This window comes from Leptospira fletcheri (assembly GCF_004769195.1).
Classification (GTDB): domain Bacteria; phylum Spirochaetota; class Leptospiria; order Leptospirales; family Leptospiraceae; genus Leptospira_B; species Leptospira_B fletcheri.
Genome location: NZ_RQET01000008.1, coordinates 1 through 20,378, shown reverse-complemented (window position 1 = coordinate 20,378; position 20,378 = coordinate 1). Strand labels below are relative to the sequence as shown.

The window sequence follows — 20,378 nt, the reverse complement described above, 5'->3', positions numbered from 1 at the left end:
GATGAATTTATCTTTAGCCGCGACCACCCCGGACGGGATCGAATTCGACGAGGAATTTTTACGAATTCGCTGGAAGGACGGAGCCGAGTCCGAATATTCCCTATTGGATTTGCGCAAGCGCTGCCCTTGCGTGGTTTGTAAGGGCGGACACGGAGGGAAAATCGGAGCCGCTACCGGCTCCATTCAGGACGCGAAGCTACTTTCCTTTTCCAAGGTGGGCCGTTATGCCTTGAATCTGGTTTGGGGAGACTACCACAATACCGGGATTTACAGCTTCGATTCTCTGCGCCTCCTCTGGGAAGGAAAAGAAGGGGATTTAGGAAGTCCGTAAGAATCGATAAGAAGAGAGCAAAAGGCCCTCTTTTTTCCTTGTTTTGCTCGCTGGTTCCCGGTAAAATTTGCGTGCCTCACATGCGCTTCCCTGTTTTTCCAGGCAAGAGAAAAAAGGGATCGACAAAAATCTTTTTATTATGTCTCCTTATCCAAAATTCATAGAGAGATCGTAGGTATGGGTGAAGGATCCCTTTCCCAAGAAGAAATAGATGCACTGTTAGCGGGTGCCAATGAAACGTTCGATCCCGGAAGCGCGGCAGCAGCTGGCGGATCGAAAGAAGTCGCGGGACTTTCTCCCGTGGACAGGGACCTCTTGTCGGATTTTCTTTCCCATTGCTTCCAAACAGCGGGCAATACTTTAGGAGCGATTCTCTCCAAAACCTCCAGTTTTCTGAATCCCACTACGGAAACGAAATCTCGTAAGGATGTGGAATCGGAGCTCAAGGCGAGCACTCTAATTTTGTATTCCACATATTCCGGCGGATTGAACGGTCGAGTAGTCTTGGCGATCGGAGCCGATAACGCCGCTAGAATCGCGAACATGATGATGGGCGGTTTCGATTCGGGGGGGCTGGACGAAGGACAACTGCAGACCCTCAAAGACAGCCTGACTCCCATCATGGGTGCGCTCCAATCCCAGATTGCGGCAAAAACCGGAGGTGGGGTCAACGGATCTCCTGCGGAAACCAGGCATGTGACTTCTCCAGCGGCGTTGGTTCTACCGGAAGGGGATCCGATCGTTCGCACGTTCTTTAATCTTTCTATAGAAGGACTTCCTTCTTTCCGTGTGCAGTTCCTGCTCTCCTTCGCGATGGCGAGCGACATTCTTTCTTTGTCCAAACGTTCCGGAGGCGGAGGAGCGGATTACGGCGGAGGAGGTTTTCAGGGAGGAATGGGCGGAGGTGGAGGAGCCGGCCAAGTAGGCATGCGCTCCGTGTCCTTTCCGAATCTCGCTACTGCAAGCGGTGCACAAGGCGCTCCCAATCTGAATCTTCTGATGGACGTACAAATGTCCGTCACGGTGGAATTGGGTAGAACCAAAATGTACATCAAAGACATTCTAGGCTTGGGAGAAGGTTCCATCATAGAGCTGGACAAGCTCGCAGGTGAACCGGTGGACCTTTTGGTGAACGGGAAATTGATCGCAAAAGGAGAAGTCGTCGTCATCGACGAAAACTTCGGTGTTCGCGTCACCGATATCGTCAGTCCGGCGGATAGAATTCGGCCGGAGCCAGGAGGCGGATGAACAGAAAATACATTTCATTCCAACCGCTGGTGTTTCGGTTCGGCTCCCTCGCTTTGGCGATCGGAGTCTTTTGTGTTTTATCGGGCCTTCCGAATCTGAGCGCTCAGGCTTCCGATCGGGAAACCATGGACGAACTTCTCAAAAAAGAACTGAAGGGAGAGAACACTCCGGAAAGTTCCAAACAAACTCCGGAAGCGAAGTCGGATCCCGCAAAAAATACCGGCGCAAAACAGGATGTGCAAAATCCGATCGAAGAACGGTATAGACCCGTTTCGGAAGGTTCCGGGTTGGGCTGGATTTTGTTTCGTATCGTTTTGGTACTGGGAATTCTCTGCGGCGGGATTTATTGGATTTTGCGGACCATAGCTGCTTCCCGAGATTCTAAACTGCCTGTTCGGGGTGAGATGAATCTTTTGGGGAGTTTGATTTTAGGGACGAACAAACAACTCCAAATCGTTGAGGTAACCGGGCAGATTTTCGTGCTGGGAGTGGCGGACAGTGGAATCAATCTCATCTCCGAGATTACGGATCCGGAAACCAAATCCAGATTGCAGAGAATGAAGGACGAATTCCAGCCGCCCGAAGGTGGATTCTTGGTTTCCGTTTTGGAGCAAATCAAGGATTTGAATACTAGAATCACAGGAAAGCCTTCGGCGGAAGAACCTCTACTAAAGCCGAGTCCAGGTTCCAGAAAAGAAAAACAGAAAAAGCTGAAGCAGAAGTTGGACGAAATCAAGAGAGAAAGGAATAACCTGGAAAACGGGTTATTCGATTTGAACTAGGGGGAAAATTGGCGGGAGCTCTTGAAAGTCTATTTCCGAAATCCGTTTCTTGGATAAAGAGACATAAAAAATTATTTTGGGCATTAAGCGGATCCGCAGCGGGAGCCTTTCTCTTGCTATTCTGCTTGGGAGGGGAGGTGTCCGCCCAAGCGACGCGTATCCCCATTCCGAATTTAGGAATCAACGTAAACGAGGCCAAGGGACCGAGAGAGACCAGCCTTTCTCTCATGGTTCTTTTTTTGGTAACGATTCTTTCTCTCGCTCCCGCCATCGTCATGTCTCTGACTTCGTTCACGAAAATCGTGATCGTTCTGGATTTCGTTAGGCGAGCTCTTTCCATACAGAACCTTCCGCCGAACCAAGTGATGGTAGGCCTGGCTCTCTTCATGACTTTTTTTATCATGGCGCCGACTTTGAACGTCGTCTACGAGAAGGCTTTGACTCCTTACATGAACGGAAAGATAGACACGAACGAATTCTTCGATAAATCCATGGTCCCCATGCGCGAATTCATGATCCGTCAGATCGGTCCGACGGGAGCAAAGGACGTGGCCCTGTTTCTGAAAATCGGTAAAGTCGAAAAGGTGGAATCCTTCGACGATGTTCCGAGCTACGTTCTGATTCCGGCCTTCATGCTTTCCGAGATCAAAAAGGCTTTTTGGATCGGAATCATCATATTCATTCCCTTCATCGTGGTGGATTTGGTCGTGGCTTCGGCCCTTCTCTCCATGGGTTTGAATATGCTTCCTCCAGTGATGGTAAGTCTTCCGTTCAAACTGATCCTTTTCGTTCTAGTCGACGGTTGGAACCTGATCGTCTACGAATTGGTGAGGAGTTATAAATGACGGAAGTGGACGCGATCACTCTGATCCGAGACGCGCTATTCATCACGTTGAAGTTGTCTTCTCCCATCCTGTTGACCGCCATGATCGTGGGTTTGGTGATCGGGATTTTACAGACCACGACTTCCATACAGGAGCCGACCATCGCCTTCGTTCCTAAGCTGCTTTCCATATTCGTAGTGATCGTGATCTTTGCGGGTTGGATGCTTCAGACAGCGACGGACTATACCAGGGATCTCTTCCTAATGATAGAGAAGTTTTAGGAAATTCGAATGGAATATTTCGTCGGGAACTTCCAGGTCTTTTTGCTGATCCTCGCTAGGATCGTCGGCTTATTGTCGGTAGCCCCCGTATTTTCCTTTGCATCCATCACTTTCGCTCATCGTATGTCCTTCGGTTTTTTGATCGCGGTGATTCTGTTTCCGGTCTCGGCGGGATTCGTCCCTCCGATTCCGGGGAATATGATCGATTACGGTCTAGTCGCGACGGGAGAAGTATTGATCGGAATTCTGATCGGGTTTTTGGTCGGATTGGTCTTTGCCGCTTTTCAGATGGCGGGGGAATTTTTCAACGTCCAATTAGGTTTCGGTTATGCGGAGATTCTGGACCCCATCTCCCAGACCAGTCTTCCCGTCATCAGCACCTTAAAGAATATGCTCGGAATGCTTTTGTTCTTAACCCTAGGTGCATATCGTTTTCTATTCGAAAGTTTGGCCTATTCGTTCGAGAAAATACAGATTCTGAAAATCGCTCCGGAAATACAGGACGGATTGTACCGTGCGATGGAGGGAGCGGTGGGCGCCATGTTTCTCGTGGCCTTTAAGATCTCCCTCCCCGTTTTGGGAGTTCTTTTCTTGGTCACGGTGTCCGAGGCCTTGATGGGAAAAGCCGCGCCTCAATTGAATATTCTGCAGTTGAGTTTTCCGATTAAAATCGCGATCGGTCTGATCGTTATGATTCTGATCGTTCCGTTTTTGGTCTCCCAGATGGGCTCGGCTTTCCAACTCTCTTTCGAAAAAGTGAATTATCTGTTAAGAGAATGGCCGGCGCAATGAGAATTACATTATCGGAAATTCTCCGCATCCTGGACCCGAGGCGGGCCTACCCGGTTTTTGAGCCCCCTTCCTCCGTCGGTCCGGCAGGATTCAAAATCGATCTGCAGTTGTTCGCTGCGGAGGACGAAGGACGTACCCAACCCGGTAGCGAAAGGCGTAGGAGAGAGGAAAGGGAAAAAGGGAACGTTCCGAAAAGCGCCGAAGTTCCGTCCGCGATCGTTCTCCTTGCCGGAGTCGTGCTCATGTATCTCATGGGCGAATATTTTTTCATGAAATCGTATTATCTTTTGCGAAAATACTTTTTCGGAATCCGCTCCGCCGACTCCGTCAGCCAGGAAGCGGTTTCTTCCCTGATGAATAACGCTCTCTGGGACATCACCCAGCTGCTTTTGCCCTTGATGGGGATCACCGTGATCGCTGCCATCGTAGGGAACGTTCTGCAAGTAGGTTTCTTATTCGCTCCTCGGGCGCTTGCTTTCAATTTCAGTCGGATCCGTCCGAATTTCCGGAGGATTCTCCCCAATCGCCAGACCCTATTCAACCTAGGTAAGTCGTTGGCGAAGGTTGCGATCATCGGTTGGGTATCCTATTTCGTGATCGAAAAGGATTTTTTCCGCATCCTGATGTTAGGAGATATGGGCCTGGAAGAATCCGTCACCTTGATCACGTTTACCGCGTTCAAGATCTTCGTAGTAGTAGGTATCCTCCTCTTAGCGATCAGCGTAGGGGATTACTTTTTTCAGAGATACGAATACGAAGAGTCCCTGAAAATGACTCCTTCCGAAGCGAAGCGGGAAATGAAGGAACAGGACGGAGATCCCTCTTTGCAGGCCAGAAGAAGACAGATGGCAAGGGACACGATCAAGAAAAGTAGAATGTTAACGGAAGTCCCGAAAGCGGACGTGGTCATCACCAACCCTACGCACTTTGCGGTGGCTCTGGAATACAAACCCGGTGTGCATAAGGCTCCGGTCGTGATCGCAAAGGGAGTGGACGATTTCGCGCTCCGGATCATCCGAGTCGCGAGATCCAACGAAGTCCCGACTGTGGAAGACAGGCCCATGGCCAGGATGTTGTACGACGAAGTCGAGATCGGCCAGGAAGTTCCGGCCAGATTCTACACGGCTCTCAGCGTTATCTTTACCAAACTCGAATCTTTCAGAAAGGCGTTCCGCAACGCGTCGTAGGCGATTAGGAGAAACTCATGGAAAAGAGATGGTACATGCAGTCGGATTTCATCCTGGGAGCGGGCGCGGTTGCGATCGTCGGAATGCTCGTCGTTCCTTTACCCGGAGTGATTCTGGACCTTCTGATCCTTTTCAGTCTAGCGATCAGTCTTTTGATCGTATTGACTTCCCTTTCGATTAAGGAGCCTGCGGAGTTTTCCATCTTTCCCAGTCTTTTGTTGATCACTACCATTTATCGTTTGGCGTTAAATGTTTCCACCACCAGACAGATCCTTTCCAAAGGGCCTGCTGTGAACAGTGCGATCATAGACGCTTTCGGTTCGTTTATTGTCGGGAGCGAATCGGGTTTGAGCAAATACGTGGTAGGGTTCATCATATTCCTGATCTTAGTGATCGTCCAGGTTCTGGTCATCACCAAAGGCGCCACCAGGATCTCCGAAGTGGCTGCAAGGTTCACGTTGGATGCCCTCCCGGGAAAGCAAATGGCCATCGATATGGAACTTTCTACGGGCAATATCAACGAGGAAGAGGCCAGAAAAAGACGGAAAAAAATCGAAGCGGAAGTCGATTTTTACGGATCCATGGACGGTGCGAGTAAATTCGTTCAAGGAGACGTTCGTGCAGGACTGATCATCACCGCGATCAATTTGTTGGGCGGGGTGATCATCGGGGCAAGTATCCGAGGAGAATCCTTCATTTCCGCCATAGAAACCTACGGCAAGTTCACCATCGGAGACGGTTTGGTTTCCCAGATCCCGGCGCTCCTGACTACGGTCGCGACAGGTATCATCGTCACCCGTTCCGGATCGGAATCCGATCTGGCAAAACAGTTCAAGACCCAGCTTTTCGCGAACTCCAAGGTCTTGTACGTGGTCGCGGCTTCCCTCGGACTCGGAGCTTTTATTCCAGGGCTTCCTTTTATTCCGATGGCGCTTCTTGCAGGCGGTCTTGCATACCTAGCGTACTCCATGGAAAAGACCGTTCAGGAACAGTTGGAAGTCCTGGAAAAAAAGGAAAAGGAATCGGTCACGGATCGAAAACCGCGGGACTATTACGACGAGCTTCGCATAGAACCGATCGAAATCGAATTCGGATACCACTTGGTCCCTCTGGTGGATACTTCCCAGGGGGGAACCTTGATGGACCAAATCTCGAATTTGCGGGCTAAATTCGCTAGAGAGAGCGGGATCGTGATTCCGCCGATTCGTATTTTAGATAATCTTGAAATACCTCCGGACCAATTCACCATAAAAATCAACGGCGTGGAGGTCGGAGCGAGTACGATCCGGCCGGACAAGTTGATGGCGATGCCTTCCGCCGAAAGCCAGGAGATCAGTTCCATAGAAGGGGAGTCCTTCATGGAGCCGGCATACGGACGCACCGCGAAATGGATTTCCGGGGATACGAAAGGGGATGCGGAGTCCAAAGGATTCATCGTGGTCGACTCTTCCACCGTGATCATCACCTATCTTAGGGAATTGCTTGCGACACACGCGGCAAGTCTGTTAGGGCGGGAAGAGGTGAAGAAACTTTTGGATCATTATCGTTCCCAGTATCCTACTCTCATTCAGGAATTGGAAGCGGACAAACCCGGAAATCTCGGGATGTTACAACAGGTGCTCCAGAATCTTTTGCGGGAAGGATTGGGGATCCGGAATCTGGTTCCGATTCTGGAAACTGTCGCGAACAAAATGTCCAAGTACCCGAATCCTTACGTGCTAACCGAATTCGTACGCCAAGCCATTTCGAATACGATCGTAAAAGACTATATGGTCGACGGAAAACTTCAAGTGGTCGTGGTGGAAGGAAGGGTTCTGGACAGGTTGAACAAGTCCCTCGCACAGGATCGTCTGGAAGGAAGAGATATACTCGTCTTACCGCCGGACTTTCAGAGAAGACTTCTGGAATCGGTGGCCGAGATGAACCGTAAGGTCCAGGAAAGCAGAGGCTTTCCGATCTACGTGGTCAACCGAGAGGTGCGGATGCCCTTCGCGTATTTCCTTGCTAAGGAATTTCCGCCCAGGAATTTCGCGGTCCTGGCTTTGGAGGAAGTCCATTCCTCCGTACCTACAGTCATCGTAGGAGAACTTCGGGTGACCCAGGCGCAAGCCGCTGAAGCCGTGGAAACGGTTTAAAAAAACGTAAAGAATACGAGAAGGAGTACGTATGGATTTCGCTAAGATCAGGGGAAAAGACCTACAGGACTGCTTGATGCAGATGAAAATGAAATACGGACCGGAAGCTCACGTGATCGAACACCGGATTTTGACGGAAGGCGGAGTTTTCGGAACCGGTCTGATGGCGAGAAAAGTCGTGGAAATCCAGGTAGGAATTCCCGAGAAAGCGAGCTCTCGGGAAAAGGTGGAAAAGAAATTACAGGACCTGAAGGAATTGCTAAAGCAAAAATCGGTCCAGGCGCCCGAAAGACGGAAACATTCGGAAGAGATTCCTTCCTGGGAAGAAAGGTCGAGACGGATTCCTTCCGTTACTTCTTTGCCCCAGGAATCGGAGTTGGATCCGCAATCGGAAGAGGAGAGACTAGGTCTTTCTTTCGCAAGGGAATTCGAACCCAGGATCGCAACGGTTCGAAAGCCGGAAGCCGATACCCATTTGAATCGACTCAAGGAAAGGTTGGTCCAGGAGGGAATGACCTCCCGGTATGCCGAGGAGATCGCTTCCACAGTCGAACATAGGCTTTCTCCTTTGGATCGATCCAGAGCCGCTTCCGTTAATGAAAAAGCGGTCCAGGTCCTTTCCGAAAGGGTCAGTTCCGAACCGGATATTTTCAAGGGAACGGGAAGGGGGCAAAGAAAAGTCGTATTTTTCGTAGGTCCGACAGGAAGCGGTAAGACTACTAGCATTGCGAAACTTGCGGCAAAATACCACCTTCATATGGGGAAGGCGGTTTCCTTATACACCACCGACAATTACCGGATTGCAGCGATCGAGCAACTAAAACGTTACGCGGATACCATGGAAATGCCATTCTATGCCGTAAAGGATCTGAAACGCTTCCAGGAAACCTTGGCTAGAGACGGCTCGGAATTGATCCTGATCGATACTGCCGGATACAGTCATAGAAATATGGACCAGCTCGGTAAAATGTACGGTTATTTGTCCGCGTTCGGGGAAAAAGACAGCGTCGAAAATATCCTTGTATTATCCTCTACCTCATCGTATCATCATTCCCACTCGGTGATGAAAGCCTACGAGCCTTTGGGGTTCCGCAGAATTTTATTAACCAAACTAGACGAAGCGGAATTTTTAGGTGGATTTCTGGAATTGGCCGATACACTTAATAAGGGTTTCACCCATTTGAGCGTCGGTCAGGAAGTGCCTTTTGATATGATCCCTGCGGAAAAGCATCTACTTGCCGAGTGTGTGGTAAATCCTGAAAGAATCAAAGACATCAAAGGCGAAATCTTTTCCACCGCGGGCTGAAAAATTCCGCGAAGAAGATTGTTCGAAGAAGAGGTTAGGATGGACCAGGCGGCCCAACTGCGGAAACTCACCGAGGGGAATACGAGTCTTAAGCTCGTTTCTTCGACCAAACCGATGACCAAAATAATCGCGATTGCTTCCGGAAAAGGCGGAGTAGGAAAGAGTACGATTTCCGTAAACCTGGCTATCTCCATGGCCAAGGCGGGGCAGAAGGTTCTAGTTTTCGACGGGGATTTGGGACTCGCCAACGTAAATGTGATATTGGGGATCATTCCAAAATACAACTTATACCATGTTGTTAAGGGACATAAGAGTTTAAAGGACATCATCATCCAGGCGCCGGAAGGGGTGGATATCATCGCGGGAGCGAGCGGATATTCCCAATTGGCCAACTTGAACGACACACAAAGAAATAATTTGATCAAGGGATTCGGGGATCTGGATTCCTACGATTATATGATCATAGATACGGGAGCCGGGATCAGCTCCAATGTGATCGGACTTACTCTTCCTGCAGACGATGTAATCGTAGTCACCACGCCCGAGCCTACCGCGATCACGGACTCCTATGGCCTGATCAAAGCCATCGTTTCCCAAAGTCGGGATAAAAATCTGAAAATGGTCGTGAATCGGGTCCGATCGGCTATCGAAGGCAAGAAGGTTGCCGACCGGGTCATAGACATTTCGGGACAATTCCTGGAAGTTCGGGTCGAAAATCTCGGATTTATCTTTCAGGACGACGAGGTGGAAAAGAGCATCCGGGAACAAAAGCCCTATATCATCCACTCTCCGAAAAGCAAGGCGGCTGCCTGCCTCAATCGGATCACATACTCCCTTCTGAACCAGGAAATGGAGGCTCAGGAGGATTCCGGAATCGGAGGCTTCTTTAAGAAATTCTTTAATTTCGTGGATGTCCGCGAGAAGCAGCAGAGTCTGGACGACAATTGAACCTTCAGATCGTATTTCTCGCTTTTTTCGCTATTTTGGGACTGTTGATCAGCTCCGTCTGCGGATTTTTAGCGGGAAATTACGTGACTCACGTCTTATTCATTACTTTACTTTCCACGATCGGAATGGCCGGATTCGGATTCGGGGTCTATACGATTTTGGAGATGAAGGTTCCCGAGTTCCTGGACTTCCTCCGGAATCTGACCGGTTCCTATTCCTCTTCCCATGAGGAGACCGGAGGCGAAGGTGGAGCGAACAACCTGTACGGAGAAAGATTGGACGGAGACATGTCCTCTGTAAATTTCGAATCGGCAGGCGGTGGTGACGAGGGTCGGGCGGCGGCCGTGGCAGGGATCCCGCGTAGAAAAACGGAAAAGTTCGGCGACCATATCATGGTGGAAAATATCGCCATCAAAAACGAACCGAAATTGATGGCGGAAGCCATTCGTACGATGCTCGCCAAAGACGACGGCGGGTCCGAAAAGTAGGATCCACCAGCATTTCCTAATGAGACAAAAAACTGCTTGATTTCCCGTTTTTTGCGACAAAAAATGCTATTGCAAATCGGTTTGGTCCTCGACACTCTTAATCGAGGGACCTTCCCAGTCCGATGTTATGTCCAAACTTTTTGATAAATATAATAATACGGATGAAACGGAACTGTGGAAGTCCTATCGGGACACCAAAGACCAAAACATACGCAGTTATCTCGTAGAGAAATATTCTCCCTTAGTCAAGCACGTGGCCGGTCGTATTGCGATCGGGATGCCCCAAAATGTGGAGTTCGACGACCTGGTCTCGTACGGAGTATTCGGACTTCTAGATGCGATCGAAAAGTTCGACCCGGACAGACAAATCAAATTTAAGACGTACGCGATGACCCGGATTCGCGGTTCGATTTTCGACGAACTGCGTTCCATCGACTGGATTCCCCGCTCAATCCGACAAAAAGCCAAGCAGTTGGAGCAGATTATCGGAATGCTGGAGAACAAAGAGGGCGCTCATGTGGAAGACGAGGCCATCGCAAAAGAGATGGGAATCTCCGTGGAGGAATTCAACTCTCTTCTTACGAAAATCAGCGGCACTTCTCTCGTTTCCCTAAACGATATCTGGTTCCTCGGCGACGAAAACGACGAAGTCTCCTTCATGGAAACGTTAGAATCTCCCATGAATATGAATCCGGATACGATCATAGAGAAGGAGGAGATCAAGAACGTCATCGTCGAAGCGATCAAGACCTTGCCGGACAAGGAAAAGAAGGTCATCGTACTCTACTATTACGAGGATCTTACCTTAAAGGAGATCGGGGAAGTGTTGGAAGTGACCGAGTCCAGGATCTCCCAGCTTCATACCAGAGCCGTCGCCAGATTAAGAAGCAAACTGGGAAAAGTAAAATCGGTCATTACGAAGAAGTAATCCCTTCTTTAGGAGTTCTATATGAGAATTTCCTTATCTACAGAAACGATTTCCGCAAGTGGTCCGTCGGTATCCCCGATTTCGGATCTATCTACCTTTGAGTCCTAACTGAGCCTTTTATCATGTCTTCCTTAACCTCCTTCCTCAAAGACCAATCCAAAGAGTTGGACAAACTCCAAAACGAACAAGTGGAGGTCCTTGCCGAGACTTTGGAAAAATGTCTACAGTTGGCGGCTTCTCATCTGAGAAGGAAGGTCCACGAAATCGATTATATCGTGATCAAACGCGGCAAGAAAAAACTCTTCGGTTCCGAACCTTGGCATATTCGAGCTTCCCTCATTCCCGAAGACAATTTTTTGGACGAGCTGTCCGAGTTGGACAAGAAATTGACCGGAGGTTCCGGGAAATTAGTTTCCAAGGATTTGAAGGAGTTCCTGCAACCTAAGGACAGGGATGGTCGAGCGCTCGTTCAGATCCTAAGAAATGGGGCCTACCTGACCGTCTTTCCGCCTGCGGGAGAGGGAAGAGCGGTCGAGCTTGTCGAAGTTTCCAAAAAACTTTCCTATAGGGGAGTCGGGCAGCTGGACGAAGACCAGATTCGGAAATTGGTCAAGGAAGCCAAGGGCGAACCGATTTTCATCTCCAATGCCAAACCTCGCCCGGGAATGGAAGGAAAGCTCGTACTAGATATCGCGCCCGACAGAATGAGAGCGAAGGTGACGTTCGTTCCTCCCAAACCTGGGGGACGAGATTTGGAAGTCAAAGACGTGATCAATTATCTGAAGAACGCCGGTATCAAATACGGGATCAAAGAGGACGAGATCAAACGCCGTCTTGAGGAAGAATACTATACCCAGCCGTTTACCGCAGCAGAAGGGGACCAGCCAGTTAACGGTAAAAATGCGACCATTATCTATCGTGTCCGTACCCAAAAGAACGTGGTCTTCCGCGAAGACGAATCCGGTCGTGTGGATTATAAGGATTTGGATCTGATCGAAAACGTGGTCGTCGGTCAGTTACTGGCGGAGAAGGTTCCCGCCGAGAAAGGCAAATACGGTCGGTCCTTATTCAACGAACTCTTGCCCGCCAAGGACGGACTTGATACGGAACTGAAACAGGGAAAGGGAACCATCCTCTCGGAAGACAGAACCAAGCTGACTGCGGAAGTGAACGGCCAAGTCGTATACGCAGCCGGTCGGCTTTCCGTAGAGACCGTGTACCGAGTCAACGGAGACGTAGGCATCAAGACAGGGAACGTAACGTTCCTCGGCTCCATCATTATCACCGGGAATGTGGAGGACAACTACTCGGTCAAGGCGGCCGGAAACATAGAGATCTATGGAACAGTACAAAAGGCGAATATAGAAGCCGACGGAGATATCATTATCCGCCAAGGGGTTTCCGGACGGGACGAGGCGCGTATAGAATCCACGGGCGGAAACGTAATCGCTAAATTCATACAGAACGCTACCGTGATTACCGAAAAGGACGTGATCGTCCAGGAAGGAATCCTGCATTGTTTTATCAGCGCCGGAGGAAAGGTCGTATCCAACGGAAAGCGGGGCCAAATCGTAGGCGGGACCATTCGTGCAGCGGAGATGATCGCCGCCAAGGTGATCGGTTCTTCCGCCAACCCGCCCACGGAATTGGTCGTCGGAACCGATCCGAAAGTATTGAAACAGATCGCGGAATATGAGGAAAAACTGGCTGAGAACCAGGAGAAGTTCGAGCAACTTACGAAAAGTTTAAAGACCTTAAAGGCGCGCAAGGAAAGCGACCCTGCTTCCTTTACCCAGGACCAGGAACAGCAATTGTCCAAAACCGCCAAGGCAGTGGAAAAGCTGGAAATTCGGATCCGGGAATACGAGAACGAAATCCAAAACCTCCGCAACTACATAGAGGAAAAAGCCGCCAACGGAATGATTTCCGTGGAAAAAACCCTTTTCGGCGGTGTTACTCTCAAGATCAGAAATTCCGACTTTAAGACCCGGAACGAGATCAAACATAAGACCTTTGTGGAAGAGAACGGAGTTATCCGACAACTTCCGTACCAAGATCCCGAGCCGGATAAAAAAGACTGGAGAAAAAATCGGTCTCGAGTAAAATAAGAGGCTATGAGGCTGAACGAACCCCTTTCGGGATATGGAGCCGCAACGGATATCCTTCGCCGGACCATGGTGGAGAATCCGCACACTCTCACCAACGTAATCGCTCAAAACGAAAAGTCGGTCCGGGAGTACAATGTAGATAAAAAATATGCAGTACAGATGTACGCGGAGATTTTTTCCCTGTCTCCGGAATATAGGGAAAGGCTGAGGACGTCTTACGTTCAAAAGATCGGGGAAATCGAAAAAGAGATCCGCTCCTTTAAAGGACCTCGTCCGGAAGGCGGCAAGGATAAGATCGTTTCCTACGACCAATCGGGAAGAAAGATAGAATACAAAACCGCTTCCCGAACCAATCTGGACGTTCTAGCCTAAACGAAACCGATGCAATTCTAAATTCCTCCGAAGGGATGTTGTTGGAAACTTCCACCCGGAGGTCGGATGCATGGAACTGTTCGCAGTGATTTTTTTAAACCTCGTCCTCGGCGTAGGTCTGTACATAGGCATCACCGCCCAAGTTACGAAGAGGATCCGGTCTCACATGATCCGACGGATCAACGAGGAAGTGCGGACATTGGTCGACGAGATTCAATCCGAAACGGAAAACCATATAGAATTATTGAATTCTAAAGTACAAGCCTATAAGATCCTGGTGCAGAAGACGGATTCTTTGGAAGAGAAATTGAAGTCCATCCTGAAAAAGGTGGAGGAACTTCCGGAACGGATCGGAGAAATCTCCGACCTTCCGCTTGAATTCGGAAGCCTCCCGGCGGAGAAAACAACGCCTCGAAAGGAGGAATTTTCCTCCTTAGAGCAGGTCGGTTTGGAGGAAGTCGCGTCCGAAGAACGTTCCTTCAAGGAAGAGTACCTTACCTTGATCCGCGAAAAGCAGAAGGAAATGAAAAAATCTCCGGAAGCGGCAGAAGAGAAGCGAACGGACCTCGCTTCCAAGGCAGGCCGCGGCGTGGGTCATTTGTACAAACAAAATATGCCGGAAGATATTCCCGGGATGGAAAATCTCAGAAAAGCCTCTTCGGAAAAAATCGAAGAGCCTGCCGATTCGGGGACGATCGGGATCCTGAAAAATTTCGGAAAACGAATCAAGGATTCTCTAGGTTGGAAGGATCCTCAAGAGTTGTTGGCGTCTCCTTCTCCCACCAGACCTCCTCAACCTATGTACAATCCTAGTTCCACTTTCGATATTTCTCTAGACGGAGATCCGTTTTCGCAGGGGCTTCCTTGGAACGCGGAAGCGACCGGTGGAGGAAGCCTTCGGTCACAATCGGAGTATGTTCCTGAGACAGGGCAGATCGAAAAAGCGTTTCCTGTCAGACCGAAAATACGAGACAATAAGATTCCTGTAGAACAGGATTTTGGTCGGTTGCTCGAACGGAAAATCGCAGGGTTCGAGCCGCAAAAATCCGACCGGGTAAAAATTTCTCCCGAGGCCATTCTGAAAGATTTACCTGTCGGTACGACAAAGATAGAGAAGGTGGTTTTCCTCTTGAAAAAAGGATATTCTCATGAGGATATTTCAGAAGCACTGGATCTGGCGACCGGTGAGGTGGATATCATCGAAAGGTTCAGGTTGGAAAGAAACCGGAGGGTCTAATGTCTCAATTTAGCGTCCTGAACGTTGGTTTCGGAAATATCGTAATGGTTTCGAAGATCGTCGGCATCATTCATTCCGATTCCGCTTCAGCAAAAAGGATTCGGAACGAAGCAAAAAGCAATAATAGTCTGATCGATGCCACTCAGGGGAAAAAAACCAGATCCATCATTATCACGGACTCCAATCATTTGGTCCTTTCCAATCTACGAGTCGAGGCGCTGACTCGACGGATCGAGAGCCGAGACAATTCCGTAGCCGAAGAAGAGGAAGAAAAAGACTAAGTGTCTTCTAAACTTTTCGTCCTTTCTTCCGTAGCTGGGGGAGGAAAATCCACTCTGATCCGCTTGGTTCGGGAAAAACACCCCCAAATCGCTTTTTCCGTTTCTTGCACGACGAGACCGCCGCGTCCGGGAGACGAAGAAGGGGTCACATATTTTTTTTTAACTCCCGAGGCCTTTGAGCGCGGGATCCGAGAAAACGAATTTCTGGAATGGGCCAGGGTTCACGACCATTACTACGGCACTCCCCGAAAATACGTCGAGGAATGTCTTGCGAGCGGAAGGTCGGTCATTATGGACTTGGACGTTCAGGGCGCGGCGCTTTTGAAGCGGAAATTAGGGGAGACTGTTGTTACGATCTTTATCCTTCCTCCGAGTGAAGAAGAATGGGAAAGAAGGTTGCGAGCCCGGGGAACGGATTCCGAAGAAAGCATAACGAAAAGGATCCGGAACGGAAAACAGGAACTGTCCCACCGGAACGAATTCGATCATGTCATTCTGAACGACGACTTGGATCGCACATTGTCGCAACTCGAATCCATATTGCTTTCCTCCGAAAAACATTGAGTTTGGATCGTTTCTCGCATGAAAGAAATTCTTAGTTCGTCTTTCTTATCCGTTCTTCCCGCGTTTTTTCGTTCCTTCTTTTTATTTTTCCTCTGCGTTTCGAACGCCTCCTGCCTTTATCTGTTGAAGCCTAGGGAGAATTTCGAGAGTAGTAAAACCCTTTCCCGGCCGGATTATTCCGATTTGAAATCTTGGGCGTCCCATCCCGCGAAAAAGGATCCGGGCGACGAAGTCCCGAAAGACTCGGGGTTTATGGATAAGCAAGCGACTGCAGAGGCGGACGTTTTCTTTGTACATCCGACTACTCTGATCGTGGCGGGAAAATATTGGAACGGGGACCTGGAGGACGAAAGTTTGAATCGGAAAACTGAGGAAGGACCGATTCGCTCGCAAGCAGGCGCTTTCAACGAATGTTGCAGGGTGTACGCTCCCAGATATAGACAGGCCGCTTTTTACGTTTTTATGGAGGATACTCCGGAAGGGCAGAAGGCCTTGGACTTCGCGTACGAAGACGTAAAGAGTGCATTTTTATATTATATGAAATATCTAAATCAGGGACGGCCTTGGATTTTGGCGTCCCACAGTCAGGGTACCCGTCATACGGTACAGCTTTTGAAGGAAATCGTGTCTGCATCTCCGTACAGGAAGAATCTAATCGCGGCTTATTCCGTAGGATATCCTTATTCCCCGGAGGAAACCGGACTTTCACCTTGCCTTTCCCCGGATTCACTAGGTTGTGTGATCAATTGGAATTCCTTCCTGTGGGGAAGTAAGCCAGTCCGACTTTCGGAAAGATTCGGCAAATCTCTTTGTGTAAATCCTTTGTCTTGGACGGTCGACGAATCGTACCAACCGAAAGAATCGAATCCCGGAAGCGTTCCGATACGGTTCTACCGTGCCTTACCCGGAATCGCGGACGCCAAATGTGAATCGGGGATTTTATGGGTGCACAAACCGGAGAGTAGAGGGTTCCCGACTCTAGGAAAAGACGATACCTATCATTTGGTGGACTATCACTTGTTTTATACGAGCATCCGGCGAAACGCCAAAGCTAGAGTGGATCGGTTCCTTTTGGGAAAAGGAAAAAGATCAGTCGATTAGCAGATTGTGAACCGAAATCCGTTCAGTTCGAACAATAGGGTTGTTCGACGACGATGGAAGGCATGTCCGTTCTCTTACCGTCAAGTTCCAGCTTTTTGTTCTTCAGATAAAAACCGCAGACTTCCACATAAGTTCCTACGGCAACTCTGCTGATCAGCCCGGAATCGTCGGAATCCAGGACCACGGGCTTTCCTCCGAATTGGAGAACGAAACGGATCGAGTTCCCCTTGTACAAAACGTGGGAAACGTTTCCCGTTAAACGAACCGTCTCCCCGACCGCTTTCGAGGGATTCCTTACCAGATCTTCGCCGCTTACAACCTTCCTTTTCTTTTCTTTGGCAAGGATTTCCGATCCGGCGGAAAAAAGAGTCGCGAGCATGATTAAAGGAACGATCGATTTTTGCGTAAAGGTCATTATAACTCCTCGGACTCGGGCGATGATTCTGGCGCACGGATCGTGTCCGAACGGGAAAGCCATTTATTCGTTATGGCCGCTCTTCTTTCCGCGGGAAAGAGGGTCAGCAGATATGTGGTAATGGTCTGACGCCCATCCTGTTCCGCATCCTGATCCATCTGGATAAATACGTCAATGATATCCTTATCCGGCCAGTTAGTCAGCATCTGGACCGCATTATCGGGCGGCATATTCGCTACTTTTTCGGCCAGAACTTTCACAAGTTTATTCCGACTGTTTTTTTCCGATTCTGCGGATTTCAGTTCGTTCTCTTTGGCGGTAAGGCCCCGTTTGAGTTCGGAGATTTTTTCCAGCTCCGCATCGAGCTTTTCTCTTTCCTTCCGAATATCATCTTCCTTCTGTAGAATCTCGTCCCTATCCTTGGCAAGCCGCTCCATCTCCTTTCGGAATTCCAGCTTTTCAAGTTCCGAGGGAGATTCGGAATCCGCGTTTACCAGTCCGGGTTCCTTGCGTAAAAACGGGAAGTATTCTGCCGCGTCTATGAGCTGAAAGTAATCAAACGCGAAAAATCCGATCAAAAGCAGAAAGAAAATCAGTAAAACGAGATAAACGGCTCTCGCTTTGTCGGTAAGGCTTGCCATATTTTTTTTATACCCGAACGTCCAGGCGTGATCCGGAGATCTTTTTCTCCAGTCTTTCCGCCTTTGTTTCTAGGTCGGTAATTTTTTCGCGTAGGTTAACCATAGAACTGATCGTCGAATCCGCATTTCCCGACTTTTTAATCTCTAAAAAGGGGAGTTCACTTTTTATAACGCTCGTAAAGCTTTCGGAGTTCAGAAAGTCCCGCATCTTCCGAACCGGAACGCTCGACGCCTCCCGTATCATAGGTAAAAGTCTTCGGATCCCGTCCAATTTGCTCGATTCCATCTTGAGCTCCCCTCGTTTTCGAAAAGTATCTGCTTAGGAACAGTTCTTCCGACGTTTGCTGTTCCCTTTTCTTATAATGATGAATGTATTCCGAATAGCGCTTCTCTTTGAGAAGCTCCATAACTTTTTTGTCCTTTCGCGCCTCGTTTACTTCGAGTCTCTTCTTTGCGATAGGTTCGTCGAATGTGCGGATTTCTTCCGTTAGTTCCGAGTTCTTCGTCAAAAGTTGACGAATATAAGTTTGAAGATAGGAATATTCCCGTAAATCGTATGTCTCCGAGGGCTTGGAGGTAAGGTTCGCGATTTTGGTTTCGTTATTTTCGATTTCGGAACTACGTCGGTTGATCTCCGCAACGAGCTCGGAAAGTTCCTGCAGCTTTTTTTCTTCGGCGATTTTTTTGAGACGAAGTACCGGCTCGAGCCTGAATCTGAATCTTTTCATCGATTAAAATTCCTCCTCTTCCCGCTCTTCCCTGAGGATGTCCCGTAACGAACTCATCGTATTCGGAAACGGGCTTTTTTCCATGAGTTTTTGGCGTAAAAACGAGTCTATCTTCTCCTTTTTTCGAATGGCCAAATCCACTTTCGCGTCGGAACCTTTAACGTAGGCATTTAATAGAATCAATTCCTCTACGGAATTATATGTGGAGATCAATTCCCGTATCATTCCCGCCCGCATGAAATGGTCCTCGTTTGTGATGGTCTGCATTACCCTAGAGAGGGAAGCGGGCACATCTATTGCGGGGAAATGGTTCTTTTCCGCGAGTTTTCTGGAAAGGACGATATGTCCGTCTATATAACCTCGGACGGCGTCGGCCACCGGATCCTCCATCTCGTCCGTATCGGTCAATATGGTATAGAATCCCGTTATGCTTCCTCCGGATTTGGAAGTTCCGGATCTTTCCACCAATTTTGCGAGTTTACTGAAGACGGAAGAACTGAATCCCCTCGTGATCGGAGGTTCGTTATTGGAAACGGAAATTTCCCGGTTCGCATGAGCAAAGCGAGTCAAAGAGTCCATCATTAAGTTTACGTGAAGTCCTTTTTCGCGAAAATACTCCGCGACTGAAGTCGCAAGAAACGCGCAGTTGACTTGCTCCATTTTCGGAGAATCGGAGGTCGCGGCAAATACGACGGACTTTGCGAGACCTTCTTTTCCCAAGTCACGTTCGATAAATTCGTTCACCTCCCGTCCGCGCTCGCCGACCAGAGCGATGACGTTGATGTCCGCATCCGTAAATCTGGCGATCATTCCCAAGAGACTCGACTTACCGACTCCCGATCCCGAAAAGATCCCCAATCTCTGCCCGCGTCCGACGGTTAGGATCCCGTCGATGGCTCGCACTCCCGTAAGAAGAACGTCCCGGATGATGGGGCGATCCAGCGGATTGATGCTTTCTCCTTCGGGTGATTTTTCCTCCGAAGTGATGATGATTCCTTTTTTATCGATGGGTTTTCCGACCCCGTTCAGAACCCTTCCTAAAAGTTCGTTTCCCACGGGAACGTTCAGGCGACGACCGGAAGAAAATACGAAGGCATCCGGATACACTCCTTCCACCGGTCCGAGAGGCATTAGGGTATAAACGTGATTCTCGAAACCGACGATCTCACACTGGAGATACCCTTCGATCCCGGCCTTTTCCACATCCATAATTTCGCCTATCTTGGAATCCGGAGGACCCTCCGAATAGATCACATTTCCAGAGACTCGAACCACTCTTCCGGATTTACGGATCGTTTCCGTCCTGTCCAGGATGAGAAAATATTTAGAAATAACGTCTACTTTCTCGTAGAATTTCTTTTCGATCATTGCCTGGATCCTTGGAACCCGAAGGATAGGTTCCGAAAAAAAATCTTCCGAGTCAAGTTATAATGCGAATATAATGGAATTATGTCGCTTGACGACCTAATTGGAGAAGAATTCGGAAGAAAGGAGAGAAGATGTTCCCTGTGGCTTGTAGGAGTTCCTGCAAGAGAAAGGCCCGGAAAAAGGTTGGCAAAAAGGAGGAAAATCGAATAGGACGGACTCTGCACGGCAGCGAACGGGTACCACCGCACCGGCCCCCGCCCAGAGAGGGTGGGGCCCCGGCCCCCCGGGAACCGCCCCCCCAAACCAGCGACAC

Annotated in this window: 22 protein-coding genes; 18 read left to right on the top strand and 4 right to left on the bottom strand. The window is 49.2% G+C overall.

The window, feature by feature from the left end; translation table 11 throughout:
• Position 1: 1 nt before the first annotated feature.
• The 18 genes from EHO60_RS10940 to EHO60_RS10855 all read left to right on the top strand — a co-directional run bounded on the left by EHO60_RS10940 (position 2) and on the right by EHO60_RS10855 (position 16,913).
• Positions 2 to 331: a DUF971 domain-containing protein gene (locus EHO60_RS10940; RefSeq protein WP_135768240.1), complete on the top strand. Its 330-nt coding sequence runs from the start codon at positions 2 to 4 to the stop codon at positions 329 to 331.
• Between the two features lie 177 nt (positions 332 to 508).
• The gene (gene fliN, locus EHO60_RS10935; protein WP_135768239.1) at positions 509 to 1,579 is read left to right on the top strand and encodes a flagellar motor switch protein FliN; all 1,071 of its coding nucleotides are present in this window, start codon (positions 509 to 511) and stop codon (positions 1,577 to 1,579) included.
• Positions 1,576 to 2,361, top strand: a complete 786-nt coding sequence (locus EHO60_RS10930) for a FliO/MopB family protein (RefSeq protein WP_135768238.1) — start codon at positions 1,576 to 1,578, stop codon at positions 2,359 to 2,361. The genes fliN and EHO60_RS10930 overlap by 4 nt, the downstream gene beginning before the upstream one ends.
• A 113-nt stretch (positions 2,362 to 2,474) precedes the next feature.
• A complete protein-coding gene (gene fliP, locus EHO60_RS10925; RefSeq protein WP_246028291.1) occupies positions 2,475 to 3,206 on the top strand; it encodes a flagellar type III secretion system pore protein FliP in 732 nt (243 codons plus the stop codon).
• The gene (fliQ, locus tag EHO60_RS10920) at positions 3,203 to 3,466 is read left to right on the top strand and encodes a flagellar biosynthesis protein FliQ (protein WP_135768237.1); all 264 of its coding nucleotides are present in this window, start codon (positions 3,203 to 3,205) and stop codon (positions 3,464 to 3,466) included. The genes fliP and fliQ overlap by 4 nt, the downstream gene beginning before the upstream one ends.
• A gap of 9 nt (positions 3,467 to 3,475) precedes the next feature.
• Positions 3,476 to 4,258 carry a flagellar biosynthetic protein FliR gene (gene fliR / locus EHO60_RS10915; protein WP_135768236.1) on the top strand — a complete coding sequence of 261 codons (783 nt, stop codon included), beginning with the start codon at positions 3,476 to 3,478 and terminating at the stop codon, positions 4,256 to 4,258.
• Positions 4,255 to 5,445, top strand: a complete 1,191-nt coding sequence (gene flhB, locus EHO60_RS10910) for a flagellar biosynthesis protein FlhB (RefSeq protein ID WP_246028271.1) — start codon at positions 4,255 to 4,257, stop codon at positions 5,443 to 5,445. The genes fliR and flhB overlap by 4 nt, the downstream gene beginning before the upstream one ends.
• A 17-nt stretch (positions 5,446 to 5,462) precedes the next feature.
• The gene (locus tag EHO60_RS10905) at positions 5,463 to 7,580 is read left to right on the top strand and encodes a flagellar biosynthesis protein FlhA (RefSeq protein ID WP_135768235.1); all 2,118 of its coding nucleotides are present in this window, start codon (positions 5,463 to 5,465) and stop codon (positions 7,578 to 7,580) included.
• 31 nt (positions 7,581 to 7,611) lie between these two features.
• Complete coding sequence (flhF, locus tag EHO60_RS10900; RefSeq protein ID WP_135768234.1) at positions 7,612 to 8,886, top strand: flagellar biosynthesis GTPase FlhF; 1,275 nt, start codon at positions 7,612 to 7,614, stop codon at positions 8,884 to 8,886.
• A gap of 39 nt (positions 8,887 to 8,925) precedes the next feature.
• A complete protein-coding gene (locus EHO60_RS10895; protein ID WP_135768233.1) occupies positions 8,926 to 9,834 on the top strand; it encodes a MinD/ParA family protein in 909 nt (302 codons plus the stop codon).
• Entirely contained in the window at positions 9,831 to 10,322 is a 492-nt protein-coding gene (locus tag EHO60_RS10890; protein ID WP_135768232.1) for a hypothetical protein, read from the top strand. Before EHO60_RS10895 ends, EHO60_RS10890 begins: the two co-directional genes overlap by 4 nt.
• Before the next feature lie 127 nt (positions 10,323 to 10,449).
• Positions 10,450 to 11,250 (top strand): RNA polymerase sigma factor WhiG, encoded by an 801-nt coding sequence (gene whiG / locus EHO60_RS10885; protein ID WP_135768231.1) that lies wholly within the window; start codon positions 10,450 to 10,452, stop codon positions 11,248 to 11,250.
• Between the two features lie 122 nt (positions 11,251 to 11,372).
• On the top strand, positions 11,373 to 13,358 hold the full coding sequence (locus EHO60_RS10880) for a FapA family protein (RefSeq protein ID WP_135768230.1): 1,986 nt from the start codon (positions 11,373 to 11,375) through the stop codon (positions 13,356 to 13,358).
• A gap of 66 nt (positions 13,359 to 13,424) precedes the next feature.
• On the top strand, positions 13,425 to 13,730 hold the full coding sequence (locus tag EHO60_RS10875) for a hypothetical protein (RefSeq protein ID WP_246028270.1): 306 nt from the start codon (positions 13,425 to 13,427) through the stop codon (positions 13,728 to 13,730).
• Positions 13,731 to 13,800: 70 nt separating this feature from the next.
• A complete protein-coding gene (locus tag EHO60_RS10870) occupies positions 13,801 to 14,967 on the top strand; it encodes a hypothetical protein (RefSeq protein ID WP_135768228.1) in 1,167 nt (388 codons plus the stop codon).
• A complete protein-coding gene (locus EHO60_RS10865; protein WP_135768227.1) occupies positions 14,967 to 15,248 on the top strand; it encodes an extracellular matrix/biofilm biosynthesis regulator RemA family protein in 282 nt (93 codons plus the stop codon). The genes EHO60_RS10870 and EHO60_RS10865 overlap by 1 nt, the downstream gene beginning before the upstream one ends.
• Entirely contained in the window at positions 15,249 to 15,812 is a 564-nt protein-coding gene (gene gmk, locus EHO60_RS10860; RefSeq protein ID WP_135768226.1) for a guanylate kinase, read from the top strand.
• Positions 15,813 to 15,830: 18 nt separating this feature from the next.
• Positions 15,831 to 16,913 (top strand): DUF3089 domain-containing protein, encoded by a 1,083-nt coding sequence (locus tag EHO60_RS10855; RefSeq protein WP_135768225.1) that lies wholly within the window; start codon positions 15,831 to 15,833, stop codon positions 16,911 to 16,913.
• A 22-nt stretch (positions 16,914 to 16,935) separates the two neighbouring features.
• Here the strand turns inward: EHO60_RS10855 and EHO60_RS10850 are convergent, their stop codons facing one another.
• The 4 genes from EHO60_RS10850 to EHO60_RS10830 form a co-directional block, all read right to left on the bottom strand.
• A complete protein-coding gene (locus EHO60_RS10850) occupies positions 16,936 to 17,292 on the bottom strand; it encodes a TOBE domain-containing protein (protein WP_246028290.1) in 357 nt (118 codons plus the stop codon).
• Positions 17,293 to 17,327: 35 nt separating this feature from the next.
• Complete coding sequence (locus EHO60_RS10845; RefSeq protein WP_135768223.1) at positions 17,328 to 17,969, bottom strand: periplasmic-type flagellar collar protein FlbB; 642 nt, start codon at positions 17,967 to 17,969, stop codon at positions 17,328 to 17,330.
• Positions 17,970 to 18,127: 158 nt separating this feature from the next.
• On the bottom strand, positions 18,128 to 18,697 hold the full coding sequence (gene fliJ / locus EHO60_RS10835; protein WP_135768221.1) for a flagellar export protein FliJ: 570 nt from the start codon (positions 18,695 to 18,697) through the stop codon (positions 18,128 to 18,130).
• A gap of 3 nt (positions 18,698 to 18,700) precedes the next feature.
• A complete protein-coding gene (locus tag EHO60_RS10830; protein WP_135768220.1) occupies positions 18,701 to 20,065 on the bottom strand; it encodes a FliI/YscN family ATPase in 1,365 nt (454 codons plus the stop codon).
• Positions 20,066 to 20,378 lie beyond the last annotated feature (313 nt).

What these genes read in the sequence shown, in the direction of transcription:
- fliN (WP_135768239.1), top strand. Translation starts at nt 509, where the DNA reads ATGGGTGAAGGATCCCTTTCCCAAGAAGAAATAGATGCACTGTTAGCG.
- whiG (WP_135768231.1), top strand. Translation starts at nt 10,450, where the DNA reads ATGTCCAAACTTTTTGATAAATATAATAATACGGATGAAACGGAACTG.
- flhF (WP_135768234.1), top strand. Translation starts at nt 7,612, where the DNA reads ATGGATTTCGCTAAGATCAGGGGAAAAGACCTACAGGACTGCTTGATG.
- EHO60_RS10865 (WP_135768227.1), top strand. Translation starts at nt 14,967, where the DNA reads ATGTCTCAATTTAGCGTCCTGAACGTTGGTTTCGGAAATATCGTAATG.
- EHO60_RS10850 (WP_246028290.1), bottom strand. Translation starts at nt 17,292, where the DNA reads ATGCTCGCGACTCTTTTTTCCGCCGGATCGGAAATCCTTGCCAAAGAA.
- EHO60_RS10895 (WP_135768233.1), top strand. Translation starts at nt 8,926, where the DNA reads ATGGACCAGGCGGCCCAACTGCGGAAACTCACCGAGGGGAATACGAGT.
- EHO60_RS10830 (WP_135768220.1), bottom strand. Translation starts at nt 20,065, where the DNA reads ATGATCGAAAAGAAATTCTACGAGAAAGTAGACGTTATTTCTAAATAT.
- EHO60_RS10875 (WP_246028270.1), top strand. Translation starts at nt 13,425, where the DNA reads ATGGTGGAGAATCCGCACACTCTCACCAACGTAATCGCTCAAAACGAA.
- EHO60_RS10940 (WP_135768240.1), top strand. Translation starts at nt 2, where the DNA reads ATGAATTTATCTTTAGCCGCGACCACCCCGGACGGGATCGAATTCGAC.
- flhB (WP_246028271.1), top strand. Translation starts at nt 4,255, where the DNA reads ATGAGAATTACATTATCGGAAATTCTCCGCATCCTGGACCCGAGGCGG.
- EHO60_RS10855 (WP_135768225.1), top strand. Translation starts at nt 15,831, where the DNA reads ATGAAAGAAATTCTTAGTTCGTCTTTCTTATCCGTTCTTCCCGCGTTT.
- fliR (WP_135768236.1), top strand. Translation starts at nt 3,476, where the DNA reads ATGGAATATTTCGTCGGGAACTTCCAGGTCTTTTTGCTGATCCTCGCT.
- fliJ (WP_135768221.1), bottom strand. Translation starts at nt 18,697, where the DNA reads ATGAAAAGATTCAGATTCAGGCTCGAGCCGGTACTTCGTCTCAAAAAA.
- EHO60_RS10880 (WP_135768230.1), top strand. Translation starts at nt 11,373, where the DNA reads ATGTCTTCCTTAACCTCCTTCCTCAAAGACCAATCCAAAGAGTTGGAC.
- EHO60_RS10905 (WP_135768235.1), top strand. Translation starts at nt 5,463, where the DNA reads ATGGAAAAGAGATGGTACATGCAGTCGGATTTCATCCTGGGAGCGGGC.
- EHO60_RS10845 (WP_135768223.1), bottom strand. Translation starts at nt 17,969, where the DNA reads ATGGCAAGCCTTACCGACAAAGCGAGAGCCGTTTATCTCGTTTTACTG.
- fliQ (WP_135768237.1), top strand. Translation starts at nt 3,203, where the DNA reads ATGACGGAAGTGGACGCGATCACTCTGATCCGAGACGCGCTATTCATC.
- EHO60_RS10870 (WP_135768228.1), top strand. Translation starts at nt 13,801, where the DNA reads ATGGAACTGTTCGCAGTGATTTTTTTAAACCTCGTCCTCGGCGTAGGT.
- EHO60_RS10930 (WP_135768238.1), top strand. Translation starts at nt 1,576, where the DNA reads ATGAACAGAAAATACATTTCATTCCAACCGCTGGTGTTTCGGTTCGGC.